This window comes from Streptomyces sp. NBC_00353, assembly GCF_036108815.1.
Classification (GTDB): domain Bacteria; phylum Actinomycetota; class Actinomycetes; order Streptomycetales; family Streptomycetaceae; genus Streptomyces.
The window spans coordinates 3,037,142-3,057,810 of sequence record NZ_CP107985.1; the positions used below are offsets into that span (position 1 = coordinate 3,037,142).

Consider the following 20,669-nt stretch of genomic DNA (forward strand, 5'->3'; position numbering starts at 1 on the left):
CCCGCCATGGTGCTGACGGGTCGTCGGTTCGTCAAGGTGGCGTGCACGGATGCGAAAATCGGACCATGAACGAGATGCGTGCGCGCGAGGTGCTGACCGCTGCCGGACTCTCCGGCGACACCGAGCTGATCGCGCTGGGCGAGAACGCGGTGTTCGCCGTCGGCGACCTGGTGGTCAAGGTCGGCCGGGACGCCGTACAGAACCCGGAACTGCGCAGCCGGGCCGAGCGCGAGGTGGCCGTCGCGCAGTGGCTCGCCGCTTCGGGCATTCCCGCCGTGCGGGCGGCGGAGCCGGAGGCGCGGCTTGTCGAAGGACACCCTGTGACGGTCTGGCACCGGCTCCCCGACGCGGTGCGCCCCGCCGAGCCGCGGGATCTGGCGCCGCTGCTCACCCTGGTCCACGCACTGCCCGCCCCGGACGGACTGGCGCTGCCGCGGCGGGAGCTGCTGGGTGGGGTGGAGCGGTGGCTGCGGATCGCGGGCGACGCGATCGATCCGGCCGACGCCGCATATCTGCGGGAGCGGCGGGACGGGTTCGCCGCGGCCGCGGCCGCGTTGGTGCCGCATCTGCCGCCGGGGCCGATCCATGGTGACGCACTGCCGCGCAACGTGCATGTCGGTCCGGACGGGCCGGTACTGGTGGACCTCGAGACGTTCTCCGCGGATCTGCGGGAGCACGATCTGGTGGTCCTTGCGCTGTCCCGCGACCGGTACGGGCTGGCGGCGGAGGCGTACGACGCGTTCACCGCAGCGTACGGCTGGGACGTCCGGGAGTGGGACGGCTGTGCGGTGCTGCGCGGGGCCCGGGAGACGGCCAGCTGTGCGTGGGTCTCGCAGCATGCGCCGGGCAACCCGAAGGCGCTCGCGGAGTTCCGGCGCAGGGTTGCGTCCTTGCGTGACGGCGACCCCGAGGTGCGGTGGTATCCGTTCTAGCGGTTGTGCCGGGGTCGTCCGACGGCCGCTTTGTCCTCAATCTCCCCTATGACCTCCAGGGCATGGAGGACCACGGACTCGGGTCTGCGGGCGGGCTCGGGTTTGCGGGTGGGGTGTGAGCTGCTGTCGGTTTGCTGAGCTGAAGTGAGTGGTGGTGAGCGGCAGTGAGTCTGTCGGGTTGTTCGCGGGCGTGGGAACGGTGGTTCTGGGGTCGAATGGGTGACCTTGGTGACTGTTGCTCGTTGGGCTGGGTGGCAGGTGTCCGACCGGGGGGTGATGTGGTGGGTGGTTTGCGGAGACTGACGGTCTCCTTCGTGGTGCCCGGTCCTTGCGGGGTGGCGGTCCGGGACCGCCTCAAACACCTCACGCCCCAGGACGAGATGGTGCTGCGTGCGGTCGGTGACCATCAGGGTGCGCTGGCTTCCCGCGATCTCAAGGCCCGCTGTGCGGATGGTCTCGAGCACGGTGCGGACACCTGGGCGGCGCGTAAGCGGGAGCTGACCGGGGTGTCGTCGTCACGGATCGCAGGTGCGATCACCAAGGCCACACACGACCAGTGGGCGCTCGCACGCCGTTGCCAAGTGGCGCACATCCAGAAGCTGGCAGCCGGGATCAAGACGCTGCGGCACCGCCTGTCCCTCCCAATCGGGGCGCCCGGAACGAAGCGGGCCGCGGGCGGCTACCGGTCGAAGAACGAGTGGTTCCGCAAATCCCGCCGCCTCGCGGCACTGGAAGACCGGCACGATGCCGCTGTCGCCGACTGGCAAGCCGGACAGGTCCGGGTGGTGCGGGGCGGCAGACGTCTCCTCAACACCCGCCACCATCTCACCCAGGCCCACCTCACCGAGGAGCAGTGGCGGGATCGGTGGGAGGCGTCACGCTGGTTCATCGCTGCCGATGGTGAGTCGGGGAAGCGGTTCGGGAACGAGACGATCCGCGTCACCCCGGACGGCGAGGTCAGCATCAGACTGCCTGCCCCGCTCGCGCACCTGGCCAACGCCAAGCACGGCCGGTACATCCTCACCGCCCGTATCGGGTTCGCGCACCGGGGTGCGGAGTGGGCCGACCGCATCGAAGCGAACCGGGCCGTGGCCTACCGCATCCACCTCGATACGGAGCGCGGACGTTGGTACCTCACGGCCTCCTGGCAACGCCCCGCCGTGCAGACCATCCCGTTGGAGACCGCCCGCGCCCGGGGCATGATCGGCGTGGACACCAACGCCGACCACTTCGCCGCCTACCGGCTCGACGTCCACGGCAACCCCATCGGCGAGCCGCACCGTTTCCCCTACGACCTGTCCGGTTCGGCCGGTCACCGAGACGCACAGATCCGCCACGCCCTCACTCGGTTAATCAACTGGGCCAGGCGTGTCGGTGTCGCCGCGATCGGCATCGAAGACCTCGACTTCACCAACGAGAAGACCCGCGAGAAGCACGGCCGCCGGAAGCAGTTCCGGCAGCTCATCTCCGGTATCCCCACCGGTAAGCTCAAGGCCCGGCTGGTCTCCATGGCCGCCGAACACGGCCTGAGCATTGTCGCGGTCGACCCCGCATACACCTCCCAGTGGGGCGCCCAGCATTGGCAAGAACCGCTGGCCACCCCGCACCGCACGATGTCCCGTCACGATGCCGCGGGTATCGCGATCGGGAGACGCGCCCTCGGACACCCGATCCGGCGGCGGACGGCACCGCCCCCACACGACCGGAGCGATCGTGCGGGGCATCGGACCGTCCAGGCCGGACCAGGCTCCCGGGGGCGTGAGGAAACCCGCCCACCCACCACGGACCGGCCCCCTGGAGGGCCGTCGCCGAGCGGGAAGCGAAAGCGGGAACCCAGTGCATCCAACACCGTTCGGGATGCGCCCAGTACGCAGCAGTGGGTCCAAGACTCACTCATGCACACTGGTTAGGAACGGTTCAGGTGGTGATCTGCGCCGGTTCCCGTACGGGCCAGTGGGGGTCGATCACTGCGTCCGGGGTGCCCTTGCGGCGCAGGAAGGACTGGAAGCCGGACGCCCAGTCCGCGTACCAGGTGATCTGACGCTCGTGCAGTTCGGCCGCCGTCAGCGCGGCCACCGAGCCGTGCCGTTCGGCTATCGCGTACGCCACGCGCACCGCGGCCAGCGCGTCCGCGCCCGCGTCATGGGCTCCGCCGTGCACCACCCCGTACTCGACGCAGACCGCCTCCAGCGTCCGCTTGCCCTTGCGGTAGCGGTCGACCGCCCGATCGATCGTGTACGGGTCGACGACCGGACCGATCCCGCCGCCGTCGAGCCGGTCGCTCAGCGACGGCAGTCCGTGCCGGCGCAACTCCGCCGTCAGCAGCGTCAGATCGAAGGCCGCGTTGTACGCGACGACCGGCACCCCCTGGCGCCAGTAGCCCGCGAGCGTCTCGGCGATCTCGTCCGCCACCTCGCGCGCCGGCCGCCCCTCCGCCGCCGCCCGCTCGCTGCTGATGCCGTGGATCGCCGAGGCCTGTGCGGGGATGCGGATCCCCGGATCCGCCAGCCAGGTGCGCTGCCGCACCGGCTCCCCGTCCCTGCCGTCGACGCCGACGACCGCAGCCGTCACGATCCGGGCCTCCAGCGGCTCCGTACCCGTCGTCTCCAGGTCGAAGCCGACCAGCGCCTCCCGGTGCCAGCTCATCCCGTACCTCCTTCGTGGTGCTCTCCCCCAGGTGATGACCACCCTGCCATGCACCACTGACAACGGTCTCAGGCGGTTGGCTCAGGAGACGGGGCGGGAGTCCGTCCACACGGACTCGAACTCCTCGCGGTAGGTCTCGAACAGCCCGTGCTCGTTGTCCTGCCCCGCGCGGACCACCGCCCGGCCTCCGCCCCGCAGCACCAGCACCGGCGCCTCCATGCCGCGTGCGCGCCGCAGATACGGCTGGACGACGCCCACCGCGTCCGCCCCGTCACCGTCCACCAGATAGGCCGTGAAGCGCGGCGTCTCGTCGAAGACATGGATCTCGAAGGCGCCCGGGTCGCGGAGCTTGGAACGGACCCGGCGCATATGGAGGATGTTCATCTCCACGGACCGGCTCAGCTCGCCCTTCTTGAGGCCCAGTTCGCGCTCGCGGCGCTTGACCGCACTGCTCGCCGGGTTGATGAAGAGCAGCCGGATCCGGCAGCCCGATTCGGCCAGCCGGACGAGCCTGCGGCCGGAGAAGTTCTGCACCAGCAGATTGAGGCCTATGCCGATCGCGTCGAGGCGGCGCGAGCCGCCGAAGAGGTCCTCGGCGGGGAGCTGGCGCTGCAGCCGGACCCGGTCGGGGTGGATGGAGACCACATCCGCGTAGCGGTCGCCGACCAGTTCCTCGACGGCGTCGACCGGCAGCCGGTCGGCGGACGGCACCGCCGCGCCGCTGCCGAGGATCTCCAGGAGCCGCGCCGAGGCGCGCTCGGCCTGGGCGAGAACTGCCTCGTTCAGTGCGCGGTTGCGGGAGACCACATTGCGGGCGACCTCCAGTTCGTCGAGCGCCAGCTCGACATCGCGCCGGTCGTCGAAGTACGGCTCGAAGCACGGCCAGTGCTGGATCATCAGCTCCCGCAGCTGCGGGAGCGTGAGGAAGCTGAGCACATTGTCGTCGGCCGGGTCGAGAAGATATCCCTTGCGGCGGGAGACCTCGCGCACGGCGACGGCGCGCTGCACCCATTCCTGCCCGGCGGGCCCCGCGGCGGCGACCACCCAGTCGTCGCCGTGCACCGGTTCGTAGATGGGCCGCAGCACCGCGGCGACAACGGCGCGCAGCCGCTGTTCCACGAGATTCAGCCAGATGTAGGCCCGCCCGGCGCGCTGGGCCCGGGTCCGGACCTCGCTCCAGGCATCCGCGCCCCAGTCCAGTTCGGCGCCGATCTCCATGGGCTGCGCAAGCGATACCGCCCCGGGCGGGGCGTCGACGGATTCCCCCTCGTGACCTGCGTCACCTGGGGGCAGCTCGAACCCTCCCGAGCTCACCCGCGCACCGCCTTCCGCTCCCCCACCAATGATCAAGGAAGGGTACTCCGGGAGCGGGAGCCGGTGCAGCCGGATGCACAGGCTCCTTTCCCAACTCCCCCATGACTAAAGCCTGTTCCCGATAGCAAGATCTGCCGGAGTGAGCGGATTCACGGTGATTGGGCACCCCGTCAGGTGCCGCATACCGGACGTGTGCCCCGGTCAGGTTCTCGGATTCCGGTTCCGGGCGACACCGAGAGGACCGATGTTGACAGGACCGGGCGACGTCCTAGGTGCGGGGCACTCTTTCGGGGAAGATCTGGCCGGGTCGGTCCCAAGTGCCCCCAGCACCCGGATCAGAAGTGGAAGAGTCATATCTATGCAGGTCTGGCCGGGACAGGCGTATCCCCTCGGTGCCACGTACGACGGCGTCGGCACCAACTTCGCGGTCTTCTCGGAGGCCGCCGACAGAATCGAGTTGTGCCTGCTGCACGACGACGGTTCCGAGACGGCGGTGGAGCTGAGAGAGACCGATGCCTTCGTCCGCCATGCCTATCTGCCCGGGGTGATGCCCGGGCAGCGGTACGGGTTCCGGGTGCACGGACCGTACGAGCCTCAGCACGGGACCCGCTGCAACTCGGCGAAGCTGCTGCTCGATCCGTACGCGCGGGCGGTCTCCGGACAGATCCGGTGGGGCGAGGCGGTGTACGGCTATCCGTTCGGCCGCCCCGACGCACGCAACGACCTCGACTCCGCGCCGCACACCATGACGTCGGTGGTGGTCAACCCGTACTTCGACTGGGGCGACGACCGACGGCCCCGTACGGACTACCACCGCACGGTGATCTACGAGGCCCATGTGAAGGGCCTGACCATGCTCCATCCGGGACTGCCGAAGGAGCTGCGCGGCACCTACGCGGCGCTGGCCCACCCGGAGGTCATCGCACATCTGACGGAGCTCGGTGTCACGGCGATCGAGCTGATGCCGGTGCACCAGTTCGTCCAGGACCACCGGCTGGCGGACGCGGGGCTCGCCAACTACTGGGGCTACAACACCATCGGCTTCTTCGCCCCGCACAACGCGTACGCCTCCCGCGGCGACCGCGGTGAACAGGTGAGCGAGTTCAAGCAGGCGGTACGGGCGCTGCACCAGGCGGGTATCGAGGTCATCCTCGACGTCGTCTACAACCACACCGCGGAGGGCAACCATCTGGGGCCGACGCTGTCGTTCCGGGGACTGGACAACGCCTCGTACTACCGGCTCGCGGACGACCAGCGGTACTACATGGACACCACAGGCACCGGCAACTCGCTGCTGATGCGGTCGCCGCACGTGCTGCAGCTGATCATGGACTCGCTGCGGTACTGGGTGACCGAGATGCATGTGGACGGCTTCCGCTTCGATCTGGCGGCCACGCTGGCCCGGCAGTTCCACGAGGTGGACCGGCTGTCGTCGTTCTTCGACCTGGTGCAGCAGGACCCGGTGGTCAGCCAGGTGAAGCTGATCGCCGAGCCGTGGGACGTGGGTGAGGGCGGCTACCAGGTGGGGAACTTCCCGCCGCTGTGGACCGAGTGGAACGGCAAGTACCGGGACACCGTGCGCGACCTGTGGCGCGGCGAGCCGCGGACCCTCGCCGAGTTCGCGGGGCGGCTGACCGGCTCCTCGGACCTCTACCAGGACGACGGCCGACGGCCGCTCGCCTCGATCAACTTCACCACCTGCCACGACGGGTTCACCCTGCACGACCTGGTCTCGTACAACGACAAGCACAACGACGCCAACGGTGAGGCCAACCGGGACGGCGAGAGCCACAACCGGTCGTGGAACTGCGGCGTGGAGGGCGAGACTGACCAGCCGGAGGTGCTGGGGCTGCGCGAGCGGCAGATGCGGAACTTCATCGCCACGCTGATGGTGTCGCAGGGGGTGCCGATGCTGAGTCACGGCGACGAGTTCGCACGCACGCAGCGCGGCAACAACAACGCGTACTGCCAGGACAACGAGCTGTCGTGGGTGCACTGGCCGGAGCCGCGCAAGGCCGGCGCCCAGAGCGAGGACGGGGACGGGACCGGGGACGGGGCCGAGGACGACGGCGGGGCGGGCTCCGTCTCCGCCAGCACTCTGCTGGAGTTCACCCGGGCGATGGTCTGGCTCCGTCGCGACCACCCGGTCTTCCGGCGTCGCCGGTTCTTCCACGGGCGGCCGGTGGAGGGCACGCACGACGAACTCTCCGACATCGCCTGGTTCACGCCCGAAGGCAGTGAGATGAAACAGCGGGACTGGCAGGCGGCGCACGCCAAGGCGCTGACGGTCTTTCTGAACGGGCACGCGATCTCGGAGCCGGGGCCGCGCGGTGAGCGGATCTCCGACGACTCGTTCCTGCTGATGTTCAACGCGAGCGCCGACACGCTGGAGTTCGCCGTTCCGGTGAACCATGGGCGGCAGTGGTCGATCGTGGTCGACACGGCCAGCCCGGACGGGGTACGGCCGGGGGCGGGGCCGAAGGTGGCGGCGGGCGAGCGGGTGACGTTGGTGGGGCGGAGCATGGCGGTGCTGCAGCGTCCGGCTTAGGGCCTTTCTCCTTCCGATGCGGCATGATCCGAACGAGAGCCCCTGGGGGGATGAGAGAGCGGTGACGGGGGCACCCGGGCCGCTCCGTGATGACCGCTCATCCGGATGGATGGGGCGGGTGCGGTGTCACAGTCGGCGTCAGGCTGGGTACGTACGTTCGTATGACGCCTACCGCCACGTACCGGCTTCAGCTCCAGCCCGACTTCCCGTTCTCGGCCGCCGGGCACGCGGTGCCGTATCTCGCCGCGCTCGGCGTCTCCCATCTGCATCTGTCCCCGGTTCTCGAAGCCGTGCCCGGCTCCACACACGGCTATGACGTCGTCGACCACAGCCGTGTCCGGGCCGAGCTCGGCGGTGAGGAGGGGCTGCGGCAGCTGGCTCGCACGGCGCGGGAGCACGGGCTCGGGCTGGTGCTGGACATCGTGCCGAACCATATGGCCGCTGCTCCCCGGCACAACCGCGCGCTGTGGGAGGTCCTGCGCGAGGGCCCCGGGTCCCCCTACGCCCGCTGGTTCGACATCGACTGGGCGGCGGGCGGCGGCAAGGTGCTGCTGCCGGTGCTCGGCGGCCGGATCAACGACGAGAGGGACCGGTTCCGGGTCGACGGGGAGGTGCTGCACTACGGCGAGCAGGAGTTCCCGCTCCGGACCGGCACCGCCGGTATGCCGCTGACGAAGCTGCTGGATGCGCAGCACTACCGGCTCGGCTGGTGGCGGCTGGCCCGTACCGAGCTGAACTACCGGCGGTTCTTCACCATCTCCGACCTCATCGGGGTGCGGGTCGAGGACCCCGAGGTCTTCGCCGCCACCCATGACAAGATCCTCGAACTGGTCCGGGACGGTGTGATCGACGGGCTGCGCGTCGACCATCCGGACGGACTCGCCGATCCCGCCGCCTATCTGGAGCGGCTCGGCGAGGCGACCGGTGGACGGTGGACGGTCGTGGAGAAGATCCTCACCGGCGCCGAGCCGCTGCCGGCGGGCTGGGCCGTCGCCGGGACGACCGGGTACGACTCCCTGCACCGGGTCGACGGGCTGTTCATCGATCCGGTGGGCGCCGCCGAGCTGGCCGGCAGGTACCGGGAGTTCGCGAGTCCGGCCGGGGACCGCGGCGGCTACTGGGCGGCGACGGTCCGCCGGGCCGCGTACCGAGTGGTGACGCATGAGCTGGCCGCCGAGACCGAACACCTGACCAGGCTCGCCGTACGCATCTGCGCCGAGGACCCCGCGCTGCGCGACCACGCCCCCTGGGCGCTGCACACCGCCGTGCGCGAACTGCTCGTCCGGGTTCCGGTCTACCGTCCGTACGTCACCGCCGGCGGGCCCTGCACGGCGGCGGCGGAGGCGACGCTGCCGGACACGGCCGTACGGGAGGCCAGAGCGGTGTTCTCCGTGCCGCAGGAGGCGACGGCCGTCGATGTGGTGCGGGATCTGGCGCTCGGGCGGCTCGGTGACGGGCCGGACCGGGCAGCGTTCTGCGCGCGGTTCGCGCAGACCGCGTCCGCGCTGCGGGCCAAGTCGGTCGAGGACACGGCGTTCTACCGGTACGCGCCACTGATCTCGGCGACCGAGGTGGGCGGTGATCCCGGGTCCCCGGCGGTGGCCCCGGAGGAGTTCCATGCGTTCTCTGCCCGGCTGGCGCGCGACTGGCCCGCCACCGGTACGGCGCTGACGACCCATGACACCAAGCGCAGTGCGGATGTGCGGGCCCGCATCGCGGTGCTGTCGGAGTGCCCGGAGCAGTGGTCGGAGCTGCTGGCGGAGCTCGGGCGGGCGGCGCCGACGGCGACCGCACCCGATCCGCAGCTGGCCTGGCAGGCCTGGCAGACGGCGTTCGGCTGCGCGGGGCTGCCGGCCGCGGAGAGAGCGGGCAGGCTCGAACCCGCACTGCTCAAGGCGGTTCGGGAGGCGGGACTTTTCACCAGCTGGACCGAGCCCGATCCGGTGTACGAGCGTGCGGTGAGCGATTTCGTCGCGGCGGGACCGGCCGCCGGCACCGGCCCGGCGCGGGCGGTGCTGGAGCGGTTCGCGGCCGCGCTCGAACCGTTCGCACGGGCCAACATCGCCGGCGCGGCGCTGGTTCAGCTGACGATGCCGGGTGTGCCGGACCTGTACCAGGGGACGGAGCTGGAGTACGCCGCCCTGGTCGACCCGGACAACCGGCAGCCGTTCCGGCGGCCGCCCGAGGACGGGCCCGTCAGTGAAAAGGCCGCGCTCACGGTGGCGGCGCTCCGGCTGCGGCGCGAACGGGCGGAGCTTTTCGGCGAATCAGGAACATACACCCCGCTGACCGCGAAGGGTCCGGCGGCCGCGCACTGTCTGGCCTTCTGCCGCTCGGGCGAGGTGGTCACGGCGGTGACCAGGCTGTCCCTGCGGCTGGCCGGGGCGGGCGGTTGGCGCGGGACGGAGCTGACGCTGCCCGGCGACGGCACGTGGACCGATCTGCTGACGCCGGGCCGGGAGTTCTCCGGGGGTGCGGTCGCGGTGGCCGAACTGTTCGCCGAGCGGCCGGTGGCGCTCCTCAGCCGGGCCGGACGAGAAGGATCCGCGGACCGCGGGTGATCAAGCCGGTGCCGGCCGGGCGGAACCCGTCCGCCCAGCGGAGCCGGGGCATGGCGTCGAGCAGGGCGCCCAGTCCCTGCTCGGCCTCCAGCCGGCCGAGCAGGACGGCCGGGCAGGACTCCGGTCCGGCCGTGGACGTGCCCTGGTCGCGGCGGAAGGGGTTCGCAACTGCTGGGCCAGCACCTCATTTTGGCGAACATGGGCACGATTGAGTGAATGGTGTGACGGTCTGTGGGCATGGCTGGCGAGGTGTGCGTAGCGTTCTCAGTGCGATCTGGGACGCCGGGTGTGGCGTCAGCGGTCGGGGCCCCCGTGTCACCAGCGAGATGGTGCGGGGCCTCCCCGTCGCCTCTGGCTACGCCCATTTGGCCAGGTCGTAGGGATGCCGCCCACTTGGGACGGACCGCATACGGGATATGCGTCGCCGACCGGGATGCGAAAGCGGAGGACCAGTGCGCCCAAGACCGTTCGGGGCGCGCCGGTGAGTCAGGACTCACTCCTGCTCACTGCCCAGGAACGGTCGAAGAGGTCGGGTGACGCGTACCGCTCCGGGTCGCGGCCCGCCGCACCGATCAGACAGGCGACGGGTGCACCGGCGGGGAGCATGCCGCCGCTGACCCGGACCTCGGCGACGGTGCGGCGCAGCACGAACTGCACGGGAGGGTCGCGGCGCAGCGATTCGGTCCAGGCGCGGTGGGCGAGGGCGGGTTCGACGCGCAGGGCGGCCAGGAGGTCGGGGTCGTCCAGCACATTGGCGAGGAAGGAGGCGAGCGCGGTTTCGCGGAGGCCGGTCTGCCGGGTGCAGGGGGCTGTGGCGGCGTTGCGGGGCAGCGGGCCCAGGTCCGGGTACGCACCGCCGCCGACGGGCAGCCAGCGGCAGAACTCCGCCACGAGGTCCGCCTGTTGCCGCCCCGCGATGCGGCGGGCGAGGACGTAGGCGGTCCGCTCGACGCGCTCGGTGAGGTGACGGGGGGCGGTCGCTGCCGCCCTCGCGATGTCCTGCGGCCAGGGCTGGCAGAGCATGCTGCCGTGGCAGAGCCCGCGCGGCGCGGGTCCGCCGCGGGGTGCCCCGTCGTGCGGGAAGCCGGTGAACCGCGGGTCGGTGAGGGCGGTGGTCACATCGGCGTGCCGGCCGAGCAGCCAGGCGCCGAGGAGTGCGTCGTAGCTGAGCGGGTACTCCTCGCGCAGCACGCGGTAGAGCCGGTACGGATCGTGCGCGGCGCCGGGGGCGAGGAGGCTCGGGCCGGTGCCGGGCCGGGCGGCGCGGCGGCCGAGGCGCGCTGCGGGCACAGGTATGCCGTCGGGGGCATCAGCCGGCATCCGTACCCCCTGGATCGGTGCGCCGCGGTACGGCGCGGATGAATTCAGGGGACCATCGCGGCGTACTCACTACAGTGGCGGTGCGGCCATTCGGGTGAAGGAGGGGCGGGGAGCGGTTACCGACCGTGCCCCCATCCGCAATGGTGGGAGCCGGCTTTCGCCGGGTGCACCCAGCCCGCCCGCAGCAGCTCCGTGAACGCCGCCGCGGCACCCGTCAGCTCCACTCGGGAGAACACCGCGAGCTGCCGCCGCCACGGCGGGTCCACCGTCAGGACCGCGCAGTCCTCGCCCACCGCGCCCCGTACCATGTGTGCGGGGGCCGTCGCGACGCCGACGCCCGCCGCCGCCATCCGTACCGCTGTCGAGGTGTGTTCGGTCCGCACCGCCGTACGGGGTGTGAAGCCCGCCCGGGTGCAGGCCCAGTCCAGGATGGCCTGGCCCTGCACGACCGGTTCCATGGCACAGCGCACCCATGGGCGGTCGGCCAGCTCGGGGAGGCGTACCGATGTGCGGCCCGCGAGGCGGTCGTCGAACGGGACCACCAGGACGATCTCCTCCTCGCCGATGGGGACCACGGGACCCGGCCAGTGGGCGGGCGGCGGGCCGACCGCCAGATCGGCGGTGCCGCGTTCGATCCGATCGTCCAGGGCCTCGGTGGTGGCGTACTCGTGGAGGACCAGTCCTACTCCGGGGTGTGCGTCGCGCCAGCGGGCGAAGACGTCGGGGAGGATGCCGACGGCCACCGCGTGCACGGTCGCGATGTGCAGTTCACCGCCCTCCGCGCCCGCGGCGGCGAGGGCCGCGCGCCGGGCCTGGGCGGCGCTGCGCACCGACCGTTCGGCGTGGGGCAGGAAGGCGCGGCCCATCGGGGTGAGCCGGACACCGCGCGGCAGTCGTTCGAGGAGGGCGCCGCCGACCGTCTTCTCCAGGGCCTTGATCTGGTGGGAGAGCGCGGGCTGCGTGACATGGAGCAGTTCGGCGGCCCGCGTGAACGACGACTCCTCCACGACCGTGAGGAAGTACTCCATCTGCCGCAGACTCATCGCTCCCTCCCTCGGGGGCCGTTGCCATAAACACTGTGCATCGGGTCAACATATACATTGCCTTGGACTCATGGCTCCGAGGGGGCGGAGGCTGAGGCCATGACGACGACAAGCACTGTGCGCGAGACGGATGTACTGGTGATCGGCGGTGGCACCGGTGGCTACTCCACCGCTCTGCGGGCCGCCTCCCTCGGGCTGAAGGTGACCCTCGCCGAGCGCGACAAGGTCGGCGGTACGTGTCTGCACCGCGGCTGCATCCCCAGCAAGGCGATGCTCCACGCCGCGGAACTCGTCGACGGCATCGCGGAGGCGCGCGAGCGGTGGGGGGTGAAGGCGACCCTCGACTCGGTGGACTGGTCGGCACTGGTCGCCACCCGGGACGACATCGTCTCCCGCAACCACAAGGGCGTGGAAGGCCATCTGACCCGTGCGGGTGTGGACGTGGTGTACGGCAGCGCCGAGTTGACCGGACGGCGCACTGCCCGCGTCGCCGGGCACGGGGACATCGGCGTACGCCGCGGCATCGTTCTCGCGACGGGGTCCCGGCCGCGCATGCTGCCGGGGTTGACCGCCGACGGCCGTCGCGTCGTCACCAGCGACGACGCACTGTTCGCCCCGGGGCTGCCGCAGTCCGTACTGGTGCTGGGCGGTGGGGCGATCGGCGTCGAATACGCGTCGTTCCACCGGTCGATGGGCGCCGAGGTCACGCTGGTGGAGGCCGCCGCCCGGCTCCTGCCCCTGGAGGATGTCGATGTGTCACGGCATCTGACGCGGGGGCTGAAGAAGCGCGGCGTCGATGTGCAGGTGGAGGCGCGGCTGTTGGAGGCGGTGGTACTGGACGACGGGATACGTGCCGCCGTGCGTACATCACGCGGTGAGACCCGGACCGTGGAGGCCGAACGGCTGCTCGTCGCGGTCGGGCGGGTCCCGGTGACGGACGGGCTCGGGCTCGCGGCGGCCGGTCTGGCGACCGACGAGCGGGGCTGTGTCGCACCGGCCGACCGGACGCGGCTGGAGACCGCCGTTCCCGGGATCCATGTGGTGGGCGATCTGCTGCCGCCGCCGTCCCTCGGACTGGCCCACGCCTCGTTCGCCGAGGGCCTGTTGGTCGCCGAGGCGCTGGCCGGGCTCTCCTCGCCGGCGGTGGATTACGCCGCGGTCCCCCGGGTCACGTACTCGTCCCCGCAGACCGCCTCGGTGGGCCTGACCGAGGCGGAGGCCCGAAACGCCGGGCACGAGGTCGCCGTGAACACCATGCCGCTGACCGCCGTCGCCAAGGGCATGGTGCATGGTCAGGGCGGCATGGTGAAGGTCGTCGCCGAGCGGGGCGGGCGGGTCCTCGGCGTCCATCTCGTCGGTCCGAACGTCTCCGAGATGATCGCGGAGAGTCAGTTGATCGTCGGCTGGGATGCCGAACCGTCCGATGTGGCGCACCACGTCCATGCCCATCCGACGCTCTCCGAGGCGGTCGGCGAGGCCTTCCTCACCCTCGCCGGACGCGGCCTCCACCAACAGGCCTGATCCGCGGCTGTCCCGTCGGCGTCAGACCGGACGCCCCGGAATCCCCGGGGACTCGGGCGGCTTGAGTACGGGCGCGGAGAGCCGGAAGGTGATCCGCCCGAAGCTCACCTGGTCCCCGTCGCGCACCGACACCGCCCCGGTCACCCGCTGCCCGTTCACACACGTGCCGTTGGTCGAGCCGAGGTCGCGCAGGATCCATCGGCCGCCCTGAACCGTGAGTTCGGCGTGCATCCGCGAGACGGTCTCGTGGGTGAGCCGCAGTCCGTTCGCCGGGTCGCGGCCGATGAGCACGGGGTACGGGGTGGGCGCGGGCAGCAGCAGCTTCGGCAGCCGCTCGGCCTGCCAGGCCCTGCGCACCCGAGCGGGGAACCCGGAGACCGCGCCCACCACCTGGAACAGCCCTCGTGTCCAACGGCCTTCGGTCCGCAGGTCGGCGGTGAGTGCCTCCAGCTCCTCCGAGCGGTGGGCGGACAGGGCCAGTTCCATGCGCCGCATGAACGTGTCATGGGACAGCTTGCCCTGGGCCGCGCCTTCTCTGAGCACACCGAGAACACGGTCGCGCTGGGCGTCGGAGACCCGCGCGGGATACGTGTGGAACTCGAAGGAGGACGTCACAGGACCGATTGTCGGGCCGACCGCCCCGGAGTGTCCAGAAGAAGCCCGCTTTCCGCCCGCCTGACCTGCGCGGAACGGCTGTGCGGAACGGCTGCGCGGAACGCCCGTGCCGAAAAAGTCGGGGCGGTGTCCGGCGAACGTTGCTACTGTCTGCCGCCGCGTGCCGTGAGCGCCGAATGGCCGGCACGCCTCAAATAGATTTGGAGACTTGGTGACCCCTGCACCACTGGAGCTGACCGTCCGTCCGCTCACCGGGCCCGACGAACTCGGGCTCTTCCGCCGCCTGTCGTACGTCCTCGACCACGAACTGGCCGACGACCTCGCCGCCGGGCGCCGCCGCCCGGAGTGGCTGTGGGTGGCGCTGCGCGGCGACCGGGTGGTGGCGCGGGCCGGCTGGTGGAGCCAGGGCGGAGACGTACCGCTGGCGCTCGACTTCTTCGACGTCGACGACGCGCTGCCCGAGCCCGAGCGCACCGAGACAGGTCTGCTGCTGCTGGAGGCGGCGACGGCGGCCGTCGTTCCCGCCGGGGTCCCGCGGCCGGAGTACGGACGTTTCGTACCGCCGGACTGGCGCGAGGACCCGGTGGCCCGCGACATCGTCGAGGCCCGGATCCGGGTGATGGAGCGCACCGGTGCGCGGATGCTGGTCGAGCGGCTGCGCCTGGAGTGGCGGGCGGGTACGCCGGTCCCGGCCGACACCGGCCGGCTGCGCTTCCGTCCGGTGGCCGGGCGCGAGGATCTGCTCGCGCTGATGACCCCGGTGATGGAGGGCACCCTCGACGCACACGGTCAGGAGGACCTCGCGTCGGGGCTGTCCGCGCGCAAGGCGGCGGAGAAGCACTACGACGAGGAGCTCGCGGAGTACACCACCCCGCGGGAGTGGTGGCGGATCGCCGAACTCCCCGGCGGTGAGCCGGTCGGGTTCGTGATCCCGGCTCGCAACAGCTACAACCCGATCATCGCGTACATCGGTGTGGTGCCGGCGCAGCGCGGTCGCGGCCATATCGACGAGCTGCTCGCCGAGGGTACCCGGGTGCTCGCCGCGCAGGACGGCGTGGAGCGGATCCGGGCCGCGACGGACCTCGGCAATGTGCCGATGGCGAAGTCGTTCGAGCGCCTGGGGTACGTCAACTTCGAGCGGGCGTTCAACATGATCTGGGACCCGGCATAAATCGGTGGACCGTGCGCCGCGGTGCCGGTTACGGTGGTCACCCGCCCGAGGATCGAGGAAGGAGGCGAGAACAGTGCGTACCAGTACCACTTCATTCCCGCGCTCCCGTCCCGTTCGCCGGGCGGTTTCGGTTTCGGTCTGACCGGGAGCGCATCGCTTCTTCCGGAGGACTTTTTCCATGACCGATCTGGTCGTTCGCGCGCTCACCGAGAGCGACGCACATCTTTTCCACACCCTGCAGGACCCCGGTCTCGTCGGCCGCGCCGCCTTCGGCCACAGCTATGCCACGGTGGGCGAGGGCGGCGAGTACCGCCCCGAGTGGACCTGGATCGCTCTGCGCGACGGTGTCGTCGTGGCCAGGGCGGCCTGGTGGTCGGGGCCCGACGACACCGAGCCGGTGCTGCTCAACTGGTTCGACTTCGCCGACGGCGAGGACGAGGCGGGCAGCGAACTGCTGCGCCGTGCGGCGCTGTACGCCGAGTACGAGCTGATGCTGCCCGCCGACTGGCGGGAGCGGCCCGATGTCACGGCCGCCGCCGGGGCGAGGATCGCCGCCGCGCGCGCGGCCGGTATGGAGCCGCTGGTGGAGCGGTACCGGTACGAGTGGACGCCGGAGTGCGGGCTGCCCGAGCGGCCCGGGCGGCTCACGTTCCGCCCGGAGCCGGACGACACGGTGATCCTGGATGTGTTGCGCCGGGTCCACTCCGTCACGCTGGACGCGCACGCCCGGCGGGCCATCGAGGGCCCCGGCGGACTGGAGCAGGCGGCGCAGGAGGAGCTCGACTTCTTCCACTGGTGCCCCTCGCCGCGCTCCTGGTGGCAGCTGGCGTACACCCCCGACGGCGAGGTGGCCGGCATCCATGTGCCGGCCCGTAACCCGGGCGGTCCGTGCATCGGCTTCATCGGCGTCGTACCCGAACAGCGCGGCCACGGCTACGGGTACGACCTGCTCGTCGAGTGCACGCACTTCCTGGCGGCCGAGGGCGCCGAGTTCATCGCGGGCGCCACCGACCTGGGCAATGCGCCGATGGCGGCCGCGTTCGCCCGGGCCGGCCATCGGGTCATACAGGAACGCATCCATCTGGTGTGAGGTCCGGGGTGAGTTCCGCCAGCCAGTCGAGGCGGAGCTGCTGCGCGGCGGGGATGGTCGCATCCTCGCCGCGCGGCCCCACATTGAGCAGCAGGTTGCCGCCCGCGGCCGCCGTCCCGGTCACCAGCGCGGTCAGCGCGGTGCGGCTGAGGAAGGCGTCGGGCGGCGAGTTGCGGTTGTAGCCGAAGCTGTGGTCGATGCCCCGGGTGATCTCGTACGGGTCCGGCCCGATGTAGCGGGCGAATTCGGGTGTGCGGAAGTCGTAGTACGGGGGCTTGCGCGGCACGAAGCCCTCGCCCTGTGCGATCGTGCGGCGCTCCCACCGGTTGTACAGGGGCTTGGCGCCGGGCAGTCGCAACGCGCTCCACAGCGGTGCGCGGGGGAACAGCCGGTCGTTGACGACGCCGTTCGGGACGGTGAAGCGGTAGTACTCGATGAGCCGCTGCACATCGGCGCGCGACCCCGGCCAGGCGATGTCGTTCCACAGGATGTCGGGCCGGTAGCGGCGGATCAGTTCGCGCATCTGGGCGGCGGCGTACGCGGGGTAGCTGCCGCGCGGCACGGCAGAGACCATGTCCGCACCGGTGCCGATGGGCCGGTCGTCGAAGGTCCAGTCGAGTCCGCCGGAGTAGTAGACCCCGAACCGCAGGCCCTCGGCCCGGGCCGCTTCGGCGAACTCGCCGACCACATCGCGAGTGGTGTGCCAGCCGGTCCGGTGCGGGTTGCGGACCTCGGACGGCCAGAGACAGAAGCCGTCGTGGTGCTTGGTGACGAGGACGGCGTAGCGGGCGCCCGCGGCGCGAAAGCTGCGGGCCCAGGCCGCCGGGTCCCAGCCCTCCAGGGCGTCGTTGAAGTCCTGGCCGAAGGCGGTGTACGGGCGGGTCCCGTAGGTCGCCCGGTGATGGGCGGAGACGGGGCTGCCGGGGAAGCGGAGCGCGTTCTCGTACCACTCGGCGTACGACGTCCAGCCGAGCGGCGTACGGCGGCCCGCGAGGGGCAATCGGTCCGCGGGAACGTACGGCGGGGCCCAGCCCGGTACGGACGCGGGTGTCCAGTGCACAAAGATCCCCAGCTGGGCCCGGGACCACCACGAAGCAACCATGGCGCGAAGTATTGATCACTCAGGGGGGCGTTCGTAAGATCCGGGCACCTCCGGGGCACCTCCGACCGTGATGGCTACGCGCACGACCGAGCTGATGGCGAGCGGCCGATGACCGTGGACGACACCCGAACGGAACCGCAGTCCCGCGTCGGCGGCGGCTGGATCAGTGGTCTGGTGCTGGCCAACCTGGGCCTGTACATGGCTTTCCTCACTCCGATCCAGGTGCTGCTCGCCGAGCAGATCGACGATCTGACGACGTCCGGCAAAGAGGTGGCGCTCGGCTGGGCGACCGGTGTCGGGGCGTTGGTCGCGGTGGTCGCCAACCCGGTCGCCGGTGCGCTGTCGGACCGGACCGGCGGGAGGTTCGGGCGCCGTCACCCGTGGATCGTGGGCGGGGCGCTGGTGGGTGCGGTCGGTCTGGTGGTCACGGCGGCGCAGACCACCGTGGTCGGGGTGGCCCTCGGCTGGTGTCTGGCGCAGCTGGGGCTGAACGCGATGCTGGCGGGCACGAACGCGGTGGTGCCGGACCAGGTGCCGGTGCGGCAGCGGGCGGCGGTGTCCGGGTTCATCGGGATACCGCAGACACTTGGACTGGTCCTCGGCGTGCTGCTGGTGTCGGTGGTGGTGACCGGTATCGCCTCGGGGTATCTGATGCTGGCGGGTCTGGTGGTCCTGTGTGCGGTGCCGTTCGTGCTGCTGACACGCGATCCGGCGGTGCCCGGGATTCCGGGGCCGGCGGTGCGGCTGAGGGACTTCTGGGTGAGTCCGCGGCTGCATCCGGACTTCGGCTGGGCGTGGCTGACCCGGTTCCTCGTCCAGCTGGGCAATGCGATCGGCACGCTGTATCTGCTGTATTTCCTCAAGGACGCGGTGCATTACCCGGACCCGGACATGGGTGTGCTGTATCTGACGCTGCTCTACACCGGCGGTGTGGTGCTGACGGCGGTGGCGGGCGGCATCGTCTCGGACCGGCTGGGCAAGCGGAAGATGATGGTCAGCTTCTGTTCGATGGTGATGGCGGTGGGTTCGCTGCTGCTGACGTTCTGGCACACCTGGCCGGCGGCGATGGGCGCGGCGGTGCTGCTCGGGCTCGGCTACGGGATCTATGTGGCGGTCGACCAGGCGCTGATCACCCAGGTCCTGCCGGCGGCCGAGGACCGGGCCAAGGACCTGGGGGTGATCAATGTCGCCAACTCGGCTCCCCAGGTGCTCGGTCCGGCGCTGGCCGCGCCGATCGTGGCGTACGCGGGTGGCTACGCGGGGCTGTACCTGGCGTCCACCGTGGTGACGGTGGTGGGCGGGGTGCTGGTGTGGCGGATCAGGTCAGTCCGCTGACTCCGCGGGCCGTGCGGCCTTCTGGCTGCGGATGACGTCGCGGTACCAGGCGTACGACTCCTTGGGGGTCCGGCGCAGCGTCTCGTAGTCGATGTGGACGAGGCCGAAGCGCTTGCTGGCGCCCTCGATCCACTCGACGTTGTCGGTCAGCGACCAGGTGAAGTAGCCGCGGACGTCGACGCCTGCGTCGATCGCGGTGCGCAGCGCGCCCAGGTGGCCTTCGAGGAAGGCGATCCGGCGGGTGTCGGTGACGGCCTCGTCGACGGCGCAGCCGTTCTCGGTGATGTACAGGGGAGGGAGCCGGTCGCCGTAGCGGGCCTGCAGCTGGACGAGGGTTTCGCGCAGTCCGTCGGGGACGACGGGCCAGCCGAAGTCGGTCTTCTCGTATCCCTCGATCTCCCGGATACCGAAGGGGAGTTCGGCGGGCATCCCGAAGCCGGAGAACGTTTCGAGGGCGTCCGCCCTCGGGGCGCCGACGAGGGTGGGGTTGTAGTAGTTGACCCCGTACCAGTCGAGCGGGGTGGAGATGGTCCTGAGGTCGTCCTCGACCGGTCCGGGCATCAGCGCGGCGAAGTTCTCGTCGGGGTAGCGGCCGGTGAGGATCGGGTCGGCGAACATCCAGTTGGTGAGGGTGTCGTACAGCTCGGCGCCGAACCGGTCCTCCTCCGACTCCCCCGCGGTCCAGACTGGGGTGTGCGAGACGGCGACGCCGATCTCGGTGGCGCCGGCCGCCCGCAGCGCGCGGACGCCCAGACCGTGGGCGAGGAGCTGGTGGTGGGCGGCGGGCAGCGCGTCGAAGAGGAGGGTGCGGCCCGGGGCGTGCTCGCCCAACGCGTAGCCGAGCATGGTCACTTCGGCGGGTTCGTTGATGGTGATCCACATGGGTACGCGGTCGGCGAGCCGCTCGGCGACGATGCCCGCGTACTCGGCGAAGCGGTAGGCGGTGTCCCGGTTCAGCCAGCCGCCCGCCTCGTCGAGCGGCAGCGGGGTGTCCCAGTGGTAGAGGGTGGGGGCCGGGGTGATGCCGTGGGCACAGAGTTCGTCGACGAGCCGGTCGTAGAAGTCGAGCCCTGCCGGGTTGACGGCTCCGCTGCCGCCCGGCACCACGCGCGGCCAGCTGACGGAGAACCGGAAGGCGTCGGCGCCGAGGCCGGCCAGCAGGGCGACGTCCTCGCGGTAACGCTCGTGGAAGCCGGTGCCGCGGCTGGTGTCGGTGCCGTCCTTGATCCGTCCCGGCTGGGCGGCGAAGGCGTCCCAGCCCGAGGGGCCCTTGCCGTCGGCGTCGGCCGCTCCTTCGGTCTGGAAAGCGGAGGCGGAGGCTCCCCAGAGGAATCCCGGCGGGAACGTCGGCACAGTCATCTCGGCCTCCAGCAGCCGTACGTATGAGCAGAACCTGGCAGGGCAATGATCAGAACCAGACCTTAATCGCCAGTAATGGGCTCGATCCAGTGTCGTGGGCCGGTGATCGCGA

The 20,669-nt window shown here is 71.1% G+C and carries 14 protein-coding genes and 1 pseudogene; 8 read left to right on the plus strand and 7 right to left on the minus strand.

Translation table 11 applies throughout. From position 1 onward, the window contains the following. Nucleotides 1-65: 65 nt before the first annotated feature. Nucleotides 66-932, plus strand: a complete 867-nt coding sequence (locus OHA88_RS13915; RefSeq protein ID WP_267000562.1) for a phosphotransferase enzyme family protein — start codon at nucleotides 66-68, stop codon at nucleotides 930-932. 281 nt (nucleotides 933-1,213) lie between these two features. Continuing rightward, entirely contained in the window at nucleotides 1,214-2,842 is a 1,629-nt protein-coding gene (locus OHA88_RS13920) for a transposase (protein WP_328625755.1), read from the plus strand. Between the two features lie 7 nt (nucleotides 2,843-2,849). Here the strand turns inward: OHA88_RS13920 and OHA88_RS13925 are convergent, their stop codons facing one another. Then, the gene (locus OHA88_RS13925; protein WP_327239620.1) at nucleotides 2,850-3,578 is read right to left on the minus strand and encodes a 3'-5' exonuclease; all 729 of its coding nucleotides are present in this window, start codon (nucleotides 3,576-3,578) and stop codon (nucleotides 2,850-2,852) included. Between the two features lie 81 nt (nucleotides 3,579-3,659). Next, nucleotides 3,660-4,892, minus strand: a complete 1,233-nt coding sequence (locus OHA88_RS13930; protein WP_267000566.1) for an SAV2148 family HEPN domain-containing protein — start codon at nucleotides 4,890-4,892, stop codon at nucleotides 3,660-3,662. A gap of 358 nt (nucleotides 4,893-5,250) precedes the next feature. Between OHA88_RS13930 and glgX the strand changes: the two genes are divergently transcribed. Next, on the plus strand, nucleotides 5,251-7,440 hold the full coding sequence (glgX, locus tag OHA88_RS13935) for a glycogen debranching protein GlgX (protein WP_328625756.1): 2,190 nt from the start codon (nucleotides 5,251-5,253) through the stop codon (nucleotides 7,438-7,440). Between the two features lie 161 nt (nucleotides 7,441-7,601). After that, the gene (gene treY, locus OHA88_RS13940; protein ID WP_328625757.1) at nucleotides 7,602-10,001 is read left to right on the plus strand and encodes a malto-oligosyltrehalose synthase; all 2,400 of its coding nucleotides are present in this window, start codon (nucleotides 7,602-7,604) and stop codon (nucleotides 9,999-10,001) included. Nucleotides 10,002-10,520: 519 nt separating this feature from the next. Here treY and OHA88_RS13950 read toward each other — a convergent pair. Then, nucleotides 10,521-11,321 (minus strand): annotated as a pseudogene (locus OHA88_RS13950) (cytochrome P450); the annotation flags it as partial. Nucleotides 11,322-11,437: 116 nt separating this feature from the next. Beyond that, a complete protein-coding gene (locus OHA88_RS13955; protein ID WP_328625758.1) occupies nucleotides 11,438-12,364 on the minus strand; it encodes a LysR family transcriptional regulator in 927 nt (308 codons plus the stop codon). A gap of 99 nt (nucleotides 12,365-12,463) precedes the next feature. Between OHA88_RS13955 and lpdA the strand changes: the two genes are divergently transcribed. Beyond that, nucleotides 12,464-13,885, plus strand: a complete 1,422-nt coding sequence (gene lpdA, locus OHA88_RS13960) for a dihydrolipoyl dehydrogenase (protein WP_328625759.1) — start codon at nucleotides 12,464-12,466, stop codon at nucleotides 13,883-13,885. A gap of 21 nt (nucleotides 13,886-13,906) precedes the next feature. Here the strand turns inward: lpdA and OHA88_RS13965 are convergent, their stop codons facing one another. After that, nucleotides 13,907-14,500, minus strand: a complete 594-nt coding sequence (locus OHA88_RS13965; protein WP_267000574.1) for a DUF1707 and FHA domain-containing protein — start codon at nucleotides 14,498-14,500, stop codon at nucleotides 13,907-13,909. 211 nt (nucleotides 14,501-14,711) lie between these two features. Between OHA88_RS13965 and OHA88_RS13970 the strand changes: the two genes are divergently transcribed. Both OHA88_RS13970 and OHA88_RS13975 read left to right on the plus strand, forming a co-directional pair. After that, on the plus strand, nucleotides 14,712-15,671 hold the full coding sequence (locus OHA88_RS13970) for a GNAT family N-acetyltransferase (protein ID WP_326606310.1): 960 nt from the start codon (nucleotides 14,712-14,714) through the stop codon (nucleotides 15,669-15,671). 178 nt (nucleotides 15,672-15,849) lie between these two features. Continuing rightward, nucleotides 15,850-16,761, plus strand: coding sequence for a GNAT family N-acetyltransferase (locus OHA88_RS13975; protein ID WP_328625760.1), 912 nt, complete (start codon nucleotides 15,850-15,852; stop codon nucleotides 16,759-16,761). Here the strand turns inward: OHA88_RS13975 and OHA88_RS13980 are convergent. After that, nucleotides 16,733-17,863, minus strand: coding sequence for an alpha-L-fucosidase (locus OHA88_RS13980; RefSeq protein WP_328625761.1), 1,131 nt, complete (start codon nucleotides 17,861-17,863; stop codon nucleotides 16,733-16,735). The genes OHA88_RS13975 and OHA88_RS13980 overlap by 29 nt on opposite strands. Before the next feature lie 108 nt (nucleotides 17,864-17,971). Here OHA88_RS13980 and OHA88_RS13985 point away from each other — a divergent pair, with 108 nt between their 5' ends. Next, nucleotides 17,972-19,198, plus strand: a complete 1,227-nt coding sequence (locus tag OHA88_RS13985; RefSeq protein WP_328625762.1) for an MFS transporter — start codon at nucleotides 17,972-17,974, stop codon at nucleotides 19,196-19,198. Here the strand turns inward: OHA88_RS13985 and OHA88_RS13990 are convergent. Then, complete coding sequence (locus OHA88_RS13990) at nucleotides 19,187-20,557, minus strand: GH1 family beta-glucosidase (protein WP_267000582.1); 1,371 nt, start codon at nucleotides 20,555-20,557, stop codon at nucleotides 19,187-19,189. The two genes, OHA88_RS13985 and OHA88_RS13990, sit on opposite strands and share 12 nt — an antisense overlap. Nucleotides 20,558-20,669: the final 112 nt, after the last annotated feature.

Coding starts and splice junctions, on each gene's coding strand:
- OHA88_RS13915 (WP_267000562.1), top strand. CDS start 66: ATGAACGAGATGCGTGCGCGCGAGGTGCTGACCGCTGCCGGACTCTCC.
- OHA88_RS13925 (WP_327239620.1), bottom strand. CDS start 3,578: ATGAGCTGGCACCGGGAGGCGCTGGTCGGCTTCGACCTGGAGACGACG.
- glgX (WP_328625756.1), top strand. CDS start 5,251: ATGCAGGTCTGGCCGGGACAGGCGTATCCCCTCGGTGCCACGTACGAC.
- treY (WP_328625757.1), top strand. CDS start 7,602: ATGACGCCTACCGCCACGTACCGGCTTCAGCTCCAGCCCGACTTCCCG.
- OHA88_RS13955 (WP_328625758.1), bottom strand. CDS start 12,364: ATGAGTCTGCGGCAGATGGAGTACTTCCTCACGGTCGTGGAGGAGTCG.
- lpdA (WP_328625759.1), top strand. CDS start 12,464: ATGACGACGACAAGCACTGTGCGCGAGACGGATGTACTGGTGATCGGC.
- OHA88_RS13975 (WP_328625760.1), top strand. CDS start 15,850: ATGACCGATCTGGTCGTTCGCGCGCTCACCGAGAGCGACGCACATCTT.
- OHA88_RS13980 (WP_328625761.1), bottom strand. CDS start 17,863: ATGGTTGCTTCGTGGTGGTCCCGGGCCCAGCTGGGGATCTTTGTGCAC.
- OHA88_RS13985 (WP_328625762.1), top strand. CDS start 17,972: ATGACCGTGGACGACACCCGAACGGAACCGCAGTCCCGCGTCGGCGGC.
- OHA88_RS13990 (WP_267000582.1), bottom strand. CDS start 20,557: ATGACTGTGCCGACGTTCCCGCCGGGATTCCTCTGGGGAGCCTCCGCC.